Here is a 10,902-nt window from a genome sequence, read left to right on the forward strand (position 1 = left end):
ACAACTGTGCCGCACCCGCCCGGGACCGGGCGGGCTCAGCCGTCGAGCAGTTCGCGGACGAGGACGCCGACCTGGTCGGTCTCGGTGAGGAAGCCGTCGTGGCCGCTGCGCGACTCGATCACCCGCAGCCCGTCCGCGCCCGGGATCCCGGACGCCAGCTCGGCCTGCTGGGACAGGGGGTAGAGCCGGTCGGAGTCGACGCCGGCCACCAGCGTCCGTGCCGTCACCCGGCGCAGCGCGGCGGCCGTGCCGCCCCGGCCGCGGCCGGCGTCGTGGCCGTTCATCGCCTCGGTGAGCACCACGTAGCTGCCCGCGTCGAAGCGTCCCACCAGCTTGCCGGCGTGGTGGTCGAGGTAGGACTCCACCTGGTAGCGCCCGGACCGCCACGGATGCTCGCCGTCCTGCGGGCGGCGGCCGAAGCGGGACTGCAGCTCCGGCTCGCTGCGGTAGGTGATGTGGGCGAGCCGGCGGGCCGTGCCCAGCCCGGCGTGCGGGCCCTGCCCCGGGGCGGCGTCGTAGTAGTCGCCGCCGCGCCAGCCCGGGTCGGCGCGGATGGCGTGCAGCTGCACGGCGGCCATGGCGATCTGCTCGGCGCTCGCCGCCGCCGTGGTGGCGAGCAGCAGCAGCGCCGCGGTGCGCTCCGGATACGACACCGCCCACTCCAGGGCCCGCATCCCGCCCATCGACCCGCCGGTCACCAGCGCCCAGCGGTCGATCCCCAGCGCGTCGGCCAGCTGCGCCTCGGCGGTCACCATGTCGCGCTGCGTCACGTACGGGAAGGACCCTCCCCAGCGCCTCCCGTCCGGCCGGCGCGAGGACGGCCCGGTGCTGCCCTGGCAGCCGCCCAGCACGTTGGGGACGACGATGAACCAGCGGTCGGTGTCCAGGGGACGGCCGGGGCCGACGAGGCCGTCCCACCAGCCGGGCGTGGGATGCCCCGGCTCGATCGGCCCGGCGATGTGGCCGTCCCCGGTCAGCGCGTGCAGCACCAGCACGGCGTTGGAGGCGTCGGGGGCGAGCCGACCCCACGTCTCGTACGCGAGCCGCACCTCGGGCAGGCTGCCGCCGGCCTCCAGCGGCAGCGGCCGGTCGAGGGTCACCCACCGCCGGCGCCCGGGCGGGTCCCCCTCCCGCCAGGCTCCGGAGACCGGCGGGAGGGAGAGTGACGCGGTCCCGGTATCGGCGGTCAGGGCGCGCCCTTCGCCGCGCGGAAGCCGGCCTCCAGGTCGGCCTTGAGGTCGTCGACGCTCTCGATGCCGACCGACAGCCGCACCAGGCCGGGGGTGACGCCGGCGGCGGCGTGCTCCTCCGGCGTGAGCTGGCTGTGCGTGGTGGACGCCGGGTGGATGATCAGGCTGCGCACGTCCCCGATGTTGGCCAGGTGGCTGAACAGCTGGACGCCCTCCACGAAGCGCCGCCCCGCCTCGATCCCGTCGCGCAGCTCGAAGCACAGCACCGCGCCCGCGCCGCGCGGCATGTAGCGCCCGGCGGCCTCATGCCACGGGCTGGACGGCAGCCCCGGGTAGTGGACGGCCGACACCTCCTCGTGCTGCTCCAGCCACTCCGCGAGCGCCTGCGCGTTGGCCGAGTGGCGCTCCATCCGCAGGCTGAGCGTCTCCACCCCTTGCAGGAGCAGGAACGCCGAGTGCGGGGCGATGGCCGGGCCGAGGTCGCGCAGCAGCTGCACCCGCATCTTGACGCCGTACGCGCCCGGGCCCAGCGCCGGCCAGTACCGCAGCCCGTTGTAGCTGGGGTCGGGCTCGTTGAAGTCGGGGAACCGCTCGGGCTCCGCCCCGAAGTCGAACGTGCCGCCGTCGACCACCACGCCCGCGATGGTGGTGCCGTGCCCGCCGAGGAACTTGGTCGCCGAGTGCACCACGATGTCGGCGCCGTGCTCGATCGGGCGCACCAGGTACGGGGTCGCGACCGTGTTGTCGACGATCAGCGGCACGCCCGCCGCGTGCGCGACGTCGGCGACGCCGCGGATGTCCAGCACGTTGCCCTGCGGGTTGCCGAAGCTCTCGGCGAACAGCGCCTTGGTGTTCGGCCGGATCGCGGCCCGCCAGGCGCCGAGGTCGTCGGGGTCGTCCACGAAGGAGACCTCGATGCCGAACTTCGGCATGGTGTGCCGGAACAGGTTGTGCGTCCCGCCGTAGATCGTGGAGCTGGAGACGATGTGGTCGCCGGCCCGCGCCAGGTTCCAGATCGCCATCGACTCCGCGGCCTGCCCGGAGGCGACCGCCAGAGCGCCGACCCCGCCCTCCAGCGCCGCGACGCGCTTCTCGAAGGCGTCCTGCGTCGGGTTCATGATGCGGGTGTAGATGTTGCCGGCCTCGGCGAGCGAGAACAGGTTCGCGGCGTGCTCGGTGTCGCGGAAGACGTAGGAGGTCGTCTGGTAGATGGGCACGGCCCGCGCGCCGGTGGCCGGGTCCGGCTCGGTGCCGGAATGCACCTGCCTGGTCTCGAACGACCAGCCGGACTCGGCGGACGGGGCGGGGTCGGCGTGCTCACTCATGGCTCTCCTCGGGCTGGGGCGGGGCGGTGCAGGTGGGCTTCTGCGGAACCGGCGCGATCACGGCCGTGCGGGAGGCGCGGGGCACGCGCACGCGGGACGGTGCCGGGCGTGCGCGGTGCGGAAGGCGGCCGGGTTCACGTGACGGCGCCGGGCTGGGCGGCGTCAGATCATCGCGCGGCAACAGCTGCTGCTGGTGACGCGCCCGTAGTCGACGTGCCGGCGGGCCACAAGCAAGGTCATTGCCGCAGTTTACCCTGGTCACGGCCTTGCTTATGAGTAACGTACGTCACAAATTGCTTTTTTGTGTCGTTCCCGGTCGCTTTTTGGCCTTTCGAGCGCGGTCCGCGCGCGGTCAGGCGGGCACGAGATCGTCCCGGGCGGGGGCGTCCCCACCCGCTGCGCGTTCGCGATCTCCGCCGCGTTCGCGCAGGTGGCCGGCGTCCCCGTCGGCGGCGGCGAGAACGGGCCGCGGCGCTCGCGGCGTCGGCCCGCCGGGACGTCCGGAGATTCGCAGCGCCTGGACGCCCGCGGCGAGGACTTCGCCCTGCCGCACCCGCTCGCCGGCCGAGACCAGCGCCATCGCGCACACCAGCAGGGCGGCCGCGACGAGCCCGTCCGTCCAGTAGTGGTTCGCCGTCACGACCACCACGAGCACCGTGACCGGCGCGTGCATGGCGACGACCCACCGCCACCGGCTCCGCGACACCCGCACCACCGTGACCGCGACGAGAATCGCCCACCCGATGTGCAGGGAGGGCATCGCCGCGTACTGGTTGGCGATCCCGCCGGCCTCCGGCGGATACGCGGACGGCCCCACGGTCAGCATCGTGTCGACGGCGCCGATGTGCGCCAGCCGCGGCGGCGCCAAGGGGAACAGCACGTGCACCACCAGCCCGGCCGCCGTCAGCGCCACCAACTGGTTCCGCACCCTGCCGTAGGACGACCGGTGCCGCACATAGAGCCAGACCAGCAGCAGCGCCGTCCCGGGAAAGTGCATGCCCACGTAATACACATTCGCCAGGAACGCCGTCTGGTCCCATCCGAGGGCCCACTGCTGGAAATGCACTTCGCTCGGCAGCCATGACCGCTGGAACTCCCACAGCCGCGCCGCGTTCGCCATCGCCTCGGCGGGACCGTGGTCGAACAGCGCCCGCCCCCACTTGTAGAACGCGAACAGGACCGCCAGCAGCCCCGCCTCGGTGACCAGTGGCCGCATCCGGCCCCGCATCACTTCGCCGCTCGCCATCGGTGTCCTCCCCGTGCGGTCATCTCCGTCCAATCACAACCTTCGCGTCCGACACTTTCCGGGTCACTGGTCCCAGCCACCCGGTCGCCGGAGGGAAGGCCCCTCGCCGGGGGTGGAGTTAACCCCACCCCTCCCGTAGATTCCGCCACATGATCACTGGCGAATGGCTCAACCCGCCCCCGGCCGCCGAGAACGACGGATCGGACCTCGTCGTCACCGCCGGGAAGGGCAGCGACTTCTGGCGGACGACGTCCTACGGCTACAACCGCGACAGCGGCCACGCATTCCTGGCGCCGCTCGGCCCCGAGGCCGCCATCGAGGTCTCCTTCATCGCCGACTACGACCACCAGTTCGATCAAGCCGGCCTCCTGCTCCGCCTGGACGAGACCACCTGGATCAAGGCGGGCGCCGAGTACTGCGACGGCGAACTGCAGCTCGGCGCGGTCGTCACCCGCGACGTCTCCGACTGGTCGTCGGCCCCCGTCCCCTGGACCGGCCGGGAGGTCACCCTCCGCGCCAGCCGCAGCGGCGACGCCGTGACCATCCGCGCCCGCGCCGGCGACGACCCCTGGCACCTGATCCGACTGGCCCCCTTCCCGGCGGACGTCCCCGCCACGGCGGGCCCCTACTGCTGTGCCCCCGAGCGCGACGGCCTGACCGTGCGCTTCACCCGCGTCTCCATCGGCGAGCCCGACGACGCCCTCCACGCCTGACCTCTGTACCCGAGCACTTACTTGCTAGTACCCTCTCGCGGGACGACGGGCGAGAGGGGCGGGCGATGCCGATCACACCGACGGTGGAGGAACGCGCCGGCTGCGGACGCGGGGCACGGGTGACCGCCAGGCTGATGCGGCGGTTCGTGCGGCCCCTGGTCGCCCGGCTGCCGTGGACCCCGTTCACGCTGCGCTTCGCCCCGCTCCTCGACCTCGGCGCGGCGCTCTTGGTGCCTCCGCGCGGCACCAAGGTCACCAAGGTCACGGGCATCGGCTGTGCCGCCGAGTGGGTCCGGGGCCGCGGCGTGCCCGCCGACTCGCGGAAGGCGATCCTCTACTTCCACGGCGGCGGGTTCGTCTCCTGCGGCCTGCGCACCCACCGCCGGATGATCGCCCGGATCTCCCAGGCGGCGGGCATGCCGGTGCTGTCGGTCGCCTACCGGATGCAGCCCAAGGTCACCATCCGGACGTCCATCGGCGACTGCGTGGACGCCTACCGCCGGCTCCTCGACGAGGGCTACGAGGCCGACGGCATCGTGATCGGCGGCGACTCCGCGGGCGGCTACCTCGCCTTCATGGCGCCCCTGTACGCCCTCCGCGACGGACTGCCCCGCCCCGCCGGCATCGTCGCCCTGTCGCCCCTCACCGAACTGGACATCACCAACAAGATCGCGCACGCCAACGCCGCGCTCGACCCGTTCATCCCCGCCCCGCGCCTGTGGGACATGGTCCACGCCTGCTTCCCGGACGCGGATCTGACCGACCCGTGGCTGTGCCCCGTGGACGCCGACCTCACCGGCCTCCCGCCCACGCTCATCCAGGCCGGCTCGATCGAGGTGCTCCGCGCCGACGCCGAGCTGATGGCCGAGCGTCTCGGCGCCGCGGACGTGCCCTGCACCCTGCAGATCTGGGAAGGGCAGGCGCACGTCTTCCAGGTCTTCGCCGACATCTCCCGCGAGGGCTTCGCCGCCATCAGGGAGATCGGCGGCTTCGCCCGACGCGCCACCGCCGAGCCCGCCCGCCAAGAGGCGGCCTGAGTCAGCGCGGCAGCCGCTCCGCCGTCGACACGTGCATGGCCACGGACAGCTCGACGGCCTGGTCGACGACCGCGTCGAGGTCGTGTCCCAGCCGCCCGTCCGCCCACTGCTGCGCGAGCTCGGTCATGGCGCCGGTGAACATGGTCGCCGCGATGACGACCGGAAGCTCGGACCCGGCACGCCCCAGCTCGACGCTGCCCATCGCGACGAGCCCCTCCAGCAGCGCCGTCTGCGCGGCCCGCCGCCGGGCGGCCAGCACCTCGTTGCCCCGCGCCTCGGTGAACAGGACGCGTCCCCGCCGCGGGTCGTCGGTGATGAAGCGCAGCACGGCGCGGATGCCGGCGCGGGTCCGGGTCTCCGGATCAGGGCCCGCCTCGTCCAGCGACCTGGCGAGGACGTCCCCGAGCGCCGCCGCCTGCTGGTCGTAGACGGCGGCGAGCAGATCATCGGTGCCGGCGAAGTTCTCGTAGAAGTACCGGGTGTGCAGTTCGGCCCGCCGGCACACCGCCCGCACGGTCAGGGCGCCCTCACCCTGCTCCCCGAACAGCGCGAACGCGGCCCGCACGAGCATCTCGCGCCGCTCGTCCTTCCGCCTGGCCACGGGCACTCCCGCCCACCGCGTGGACGCCGCCGTCCGGCCGCTCGCCATGGCGCTCACCCTAGCAAGTCTGGACACGGGCGTAACCAATCACTTATTCTGGCTACAGTCGTAGCCAGAAGTAGGAGTGCCGGATGCCCCCCAAGAACAACCCCATCGCCAGACGGTTCGAGCAGGCCTTCGACGCCGACATCCGGTCGAAGTTCTTCAAGGGCCTCGACTTCGCCGGCCCGCAGGGCGACCCCGGCTGGTTCGGCCCCGGCAGCGCCGTCTGGCACGTCCACTCCCACCTGCCGACCCTGATCCTCGGCCTCGTCAGCGCCGCCTACATCGAGGGCCTCGACCCGAGCATCAGCTGGATGGCCTACGACCATTCCCGCCTGGTCGAACGCGCCGACGGCATCCCCACCGGGAACGTCGACCCCACAGGCGGCGCGGTCCGCCTCGGGCACTCCATCTCGTTCTTCATCGGAACCGCCTACGGCTCCACCCCGACCGCGGAGAAGCTCGCCCGCACCGTCCGGGCCATGCACCACACCATCAAGGGCACCCGCCCCGACGGCCTCGCCTACGACGCCGACGACCCCGAATGGCTCCGCTGGAACTACGCCACGGTCGTCTGGGGCCTGGCCACCGCGCACGAGCGCTACAACCGCCGCCCCCTGCACGACATCGACCGCTACTACCGCGAGTTCGTCCGCGTCGGCGAGGCCCTCGGCGGCACCGACCTCCCCGCCACCAAGGCCGAGACCGCCGAATGCCTGGAGTCCTACCTGCCCCGCTTGGCCCTGACCCCCATCAAGGCGTTCGCCACCGGCCCCAACCTCCGCCACAGCAAGGCCAAGCCCTGGGAGCCGGGCAGCGAGTTCATGGACTGGGCGGCCCGCGACATGCTCCCGCGCTGGGCCCAGAAGCTCGCCCTCTACCAGCCGCCCAACCCGGTCACCCTCCGCGTCCGCCGCACGTCCCTCTGGCTGGCCCTTAACGGTCTGCACGACGCGACCGGCCCCCTCCCGGAATTCCGCCAGGCCCAGGTCCGAGCCGCCGGCAAGAAGCCGAGCCCCTTCATCTCCACCGCCCCCACCGCCCCCGACCCGATCCTGACCCGCGAAGAGATCGAGGCCACCGCGTGAGGCCCCGCGTCAGCCGGTGCGCCGAGCACGGACCAGACCGAGCCCACCGAGAGCCGCGCTGATCAACCCCACCCCCACGGCCACGATCGCCCCGCCCAGCCCGTTGCCGGTGCCGAGTCCGTCGTCGGCGGTGGCCGCGACCAGCCCGCCGACGGCCATGCCGACGAGCCCGGCCACCAGGGCCACGACGGCGCCGTTCCGCCCGCCGCGCGCCAGCACCAGCCCGCCGGCGACCACGCCGATCAGTCCGGTCAACGCGGCCGCGGTGGACCCGAGCCGCCCGGCGCTCATGGAGTAGGCATCGGCGGCGGCGAGGAGGTAATGGACGGACATGGCGTGCTCCTTCTCGAAGGACTGGACGTCGTCCGATGATGTCCGCCGCTCCCGCCGCCGGTCGTCCCCCGAGCGCAGACATTCCACGCTGCCACCGCCACCGCAGAACCCGCAAAACTACCGCCCCCGCGGTAGCCGCCCAGTAGGCGTGGCGGTGCCGCGAGTACCGGGAGATGCCTGCGACGGCCGCACCGCAGTGCGCCGAACTCAGCTCGTGCGCAAGGCCATGACGATCGCGACGGCCTCGTCCAGCAACTCGATGGGGCAGCCCCAGTAGTCGTAGATTCCGCCGCGGGCACGGTTGGTGCCGCAGATGACGAATACACCGGTGCCCAGTTCGGTCTTCAGACGGCCGGCCAGCCATCCGACGAAGCCACTGTTGTCCAGATCGGCCGGGAAGTGGAAGGAGAAGATCCCGAATCGTTCGACATCCCGATGCTCGGGGGCGAGCCGGACCAGCCGGCTCCAGCTTTCGCCGTCCCCGACCACTGCCAGTGTGTCGCCGGTCAGCGCCGGCGGCCGGTCTGCGGGAGACTCCTCGAAGCACCAGACACCGTCATGCACGACAAGGTCGGCCAGGGCGATCACGCGACGCAGGCGTGACTCCGTCTGCTGCGGACTCTCCACGCTGATACTGACCATGACGAGGTCTCCCGATTCCTGCCGCAGGGATCCGCTCCGGGGATCACTTGGGGCGAACGTCCCAGACCAACCGCGGCGCCTGGACATATTGACGATCACCACAACCCCGTCATGCGCCCCATGATTTCGTCCCCGGCATGCCGAGTCCTGATCGGGCAGGGACCGGGGACACCGGACCAGGTACGTCGGCAGAGGTCGCCGGCCAGCTGGGTCGAGGCCGGCCATGCGTGGCCCCTTGGTCCGCCCTGATCAGGTGCGCCTCCGGCGGCGGAGGGAGCGGCGAAGGATGGGTGCCACGGCCAAGGTCGCCGCTGCTGCACCGAAGAGAAGCGCCCTGGCCCGGCGACGAGGGCGGGTGCGTTCGGGAGGAGGGGCGGGGGCCCGCCGGTATTCCTCGTCCAGAATTTGATGGAACCGGCGGGCTCGTTTCGTCTCTGAGGTGCTTATGCGTGTTTGGCGGGCCTCCCCCCAGTAGGCGCGTCCGGGACGGCCGCTGAACATCTCCCGGGAGATGGCCCGGAGGCGCGTTTCCGGAAGTGCCTTCGTCTCGAAGGACATCTGCCACTCGGAGATGATCATGTTGATGTACATGAGTTGGCGTCGAGCCTTGCGGTCCTCGTCTGCCGGTACCGGCCCCCATGCCTCGTCGAGGTCAGGGTCGTCCATGGCCATCTTGAGCAATTCGGCTATCGCGATGCGCCGCGCCTCCTCACGTGCGATCTTCGTCTCGCGCGCCTGGAAGACGAGGGTGATCACGATGCCGACCAGCGCAATGGCGGCCACAAGTGCCGATGCTGCGCCGTAGGTCTGGCCTATGAAGCTCAACCGCTCCCAGCGAGTGGTCGGTCCGTCGAAGGCGCGCAAGGCCCACGGAGAAGCACCGATGAGGCCAATGGCCACAAGGGTGATGAGGATGAGGCTGAGTGTTCTCAGCCTTCTACGACCCATACGCACGGCAGGCATCTATGAACAATAGATCAAACCGCCGGTGCGGGCAGTGGGGCCACTTCTCGCTCGAAGAAGTCGAGCAGGGGCTCTCCCTTGGCGAACAAGCGGATGATGTCGGCCGCCGCTGAGTGGATCACATACGGCGTGTTGATGCGTTTGGCTCCACAGGGCGTCCAGTCCGGCAGGTAGCGGACCTCGTAGAGGACGCGCCTGTCAATGATCACGACCTCGGGCAGTTGGCCTCGGGTCTCGAGTGCGGAGAGTTCGTCGGCCGGTAGCACGCTCAGCTCGAAGCCTTCTTCCGCCAGCATGCGCAGCGCGTACAGCTCCCACTGAACATAAGGCGTCATTGGACGCTCGACTACGCGGACACGTCGGATCTTTAAGCCCTGCCGCTTGTTGTTGCGGGCCTCTGTGCGGACGGCCTCTCGATCTTCCTCCAATAGTTCCAGAGCACTCTTCCAGTCGCCGGAAGCGAACGCCTGCCAGCTGGGATCATCCAACTCACGGAAGACCTGAGAGCGTTCGAGCTTCAAGATCACGCCACTCAGACCCTCGACCTGACGAGCGAAGTCGCTGTGGTAGGCCGAGTGGTCCAGCAGGTCGCCACGGATAGTGGGGATCTGGTTAAGCATCTCGGATGTCCGGTTTGGCGGCTGCGAGCAGGCGCCCTGAGATGATCACGAGACGCTCATCGGAGCCGATCCTCACGCCTGGAGGAAGCCGGTCACTGTACGAAACGGTGGCATCGCGGCCGATGACGGCGATGTCTCCGTTGTCCAGTTCCCAGATCTCTGGGCAGTCCTGAGTGGTGCGGCTGTCCCCGATTTCGGCGGCCGTCTTGCCCAGCCTTCGATGGAACCCGGCGTCATGATCGGCTTCCCATGGCCTGGTCATGATGTTGCTCACTTCCGCTCGCTGGTGCTAGCAGAAATTTTCTCACCAGGTCGCCAAGGCGACAAGCTGTGTCCAAAACGTCCATTCAGGACTGAATTGTGCACATGCGAATCAATAAGCCCTCTCGCTGGTGTGCACGTGAAATAGCGATCAGCGTCCTTTGCTGGTCAGGACGCCCGTGCATGCTGGGCGCCGCTTGGGTGACCCCTGACGGTTTCCGGACGCACCCGAGGTTCAATGCCGTGTGAGGGATCGTCCACTTTCGGCCAATTTGAGGTGCCCGGCGATCGAGCTGTGGTGTGAGGTGATGCCCGATCTTCAAAGGTCGCCATCGCTCGATGAACGTGCAAGGAGCTCGGCGGGGGGCGACCGAAGCGCATGCGCGCTGGTCGGGCCCTCGGCAGTCACCACGCGGGGTACTTGCACCTGGGGACCTGCCGTCATTGGCGAGACGGCAGGGCGGGACAGGTGGCTCTATGACGTCGAATCGAGCCTTCCTTCTTTCGTCACCGCGAGGCGGATCTGCGGCCCTCCCCTGGGGCAGCGCGGCGAGTCCAGGGGCGGCACCATCTCGGGCGTCGCGGTGATCTCTCCCCGGTAGACCCGCTGGCCAGACGAGGACCGCAACTCCACCTGGACACGCGTGCGGACGCGATCGAACTCCTGAAACCAGGCGAGCGCGCGTTTCCCGCCTGCGTGGTCGTCCAGCCGCACCGAGCGAGTCCGGCAGCGCTGCCCCTGGCACTGAGGCATTTCCAACTTCATGCGGCCTGGTGGTGAAGGGTGAGGATGGCTTGGACGATGGCGGTCAGGCGGGACGGTGAGCAGCGGGCCTTACGC

The 10,902-nt window shown here is 70.6% G+C and carries 12 protein-coding genes; 3 read left to right on the forward strand and 9 right to left on the reverse strand.

From position 1 onward, the window contains the following. Nucleotides 1-35: 35 nt before the first annotated feature. The 3 genes from AB0C35_RS40120 to AB0C35_RS40130 all read right to left on the reverse strand — a co-directional run bounded on the left by AB0C35_RS40120 (nt 36) and on the right by AB0C35_RS40130 (nt 3,761). Complete coding sequence (locus AB0C35_RS40120) at nt 36-1,190, reverse strand: homoserine O-acetyltransferase (RefSeq protein ID WP_358467822.1); 1,155 nt, start codon at nt 1,188-1,190, stop codon at nt 36-38. Continuing rightward, nucleotides 1,187-2,515 (reverse strand): bifunctional o-acetylhomoserine/o-acetylserine sulfhydrylase, encoded by a 1,329-nt coding sequence (locus AB0C35_RS40125; RefSeq protein WP_358467795.1) that lies wholly within the window; start codon nt 2,513-2,515, stop codon nt 1,187-1,189. The genes AB0C35_RS40120 and AB0C35_RS40125 overlap by 4 nt, the downstream gene beginning before the upstream one ends. A gap of 352 nt (nt 2,516-2,867) precedes the next feature. Beyond that, nucleotides 2,868-3,761, reverse strand: coding sequence for a phosphatase PAP2 family protein (locus AB0C35_RS40130; protein WP_358467799.1), 894 nt, complete (start codon nt 3,759-3,761; stop codon nt 2,868-2,870). Nucleotides 3,762-3,910: 149 nt separating this feature from the next. On the opposite strand from AB0C35_RS40130, the gene AB0C35_RS40135 reads away from it, so the two are divergent. Then, entirely contained in the window at nt 3,911-4,474 is a 564-nt protein-coding gene (locus tag AB0C35_RS40135; protein ID WP_358467802.1) for a DUF1349 domain-containing protein, read from the forward strand. 65 nt (nt 4,475-4,539) lie between these two features. Continuing rightward, nucleotides 4,540-5,511 carry an alpha/beta hydrolase gene (locus tag AB0C35_RS40140; RefSeq protein WP_358467805.1) on the forward strand — a complete coding sequence of 324 codons (972 nt, stop codon included), beginning with the start codon at nt 4,540-4,542 and terminating at the stop codon, nt 5,509-5,511. Between the two features lies 1 nt (nt 5,512). Here AB0C35_RS40140 and AB0C35_RS40145 read toward each other — a convergent pair whose 3' ends face one another. Next, nucleotides 5,513-6,160: a TetR/AcrR family transcriptional regulator gene (locus AB0C35_RS40145; RefSeq protein WP_358467825.1), complete on the reverse strand. Its 648-nt coding sequence runs from the start codon at nt 6,158-6,160 to the stop codon at nt 5,513-5,515. A gap of 83 nt (nt 6,161-6,243) precedes the next feature. Between AB0C35_RS40145 and AB0C35_RS40150 the strand changes: the two genes are divergently transcribed. Beyond that, nucleotides 6,244-7,242: an oxygenase MpaB family protein gene (locus tag AB0C35_RS40150; protein WP_358467808.1), complete on the forward strand. Its 999-nt coding sequence runs from the start codon at nt 6,244-6,246 to the stop codon at nt 7,240-7,242. Between the two features lie 9 nt (nt 7,243-7,251). On the opposite strand, the gene AB0C35_RS40155 is transcribed toward AB0C35_RS40150, so the two are convergent. The 5 genes from AB0C35_RS40155 to AB0C35_RS40175 all read right to left on the reverse strand — a co-directional run bounded on the left by AB0C35_RS40155 (nt 7,252) and on the right by AB0C35_RS40175 (nt 10,062). Continuing rightward, complete coding sequence (locus AB0C35_RS40155) at nt 7,252-7,662, reverse strand: DUF6223 family protein (RefSeq protein ID WP_358467811.1); 411 nt, start codon at nt 7,660-7,662, stop codon at nt 7,252-7,254. A gap of 120 nt (nt 7,663-7,782) precedes the next feature. Then, nucleotides 7,783-8,217: a DUF6196 family protein gene (locus AB0C35_RS40160; protein WP_358467813.1), complete on the reverse strand. Its 435-nt coding sequence runs from the start codon at nt 8,215-8,217 to the stop codon at nt 7,783-7,785. A 249-nt stretch (nt 8,218-8,466) separates the two neighbouring features. Further along, a complete protein-coding gene (locus tag AB0C35_RS40165) occupies nt 8,467-9,180 on the reverse strand; it encodes a DUF6082 family protein (protein ID WP_358467816.1) in 714 nt (237 codons plus the stop codon). A gap of 14 nt (nt 9,181-9,194) precedes the next feature. Continuing rightward, on the reverse strand, nt 9,195-9,800 hold the full coding sequence (locus tag AB0C35_RS40170) for a DUF6879 family protein (protein WP_358467819.1): 606 nt from the start codon (nt 9,798-9,800) through the stop codon (nt 9,195-9,197). Continuing rightward, complete coding sequence (locus AB0C35_RS40175) at nt 9,793-10,062, reverse strand: hypothetical protein (RefSeq protein WP_358467828.1); 270 nt, start codon at nt 10,060-10,062, stop codon at nt 9,793-9,795. Before AB0C35_RS40175 ends, AB0C35_RS40170 begins: the two co-directional genes overlap by 8 nt. Nucleotides 10,063-10,902: the final 840 nt, after the last annotated feature.

Source organism: Spirillospora sp. NPDC048819 (assembly GCF_040650055.1).
GTDB lineage: Bacteria > Actinomycetota > Actinomycetes > Streptosporangiales > Streptosporangiaceae > Spirillospora.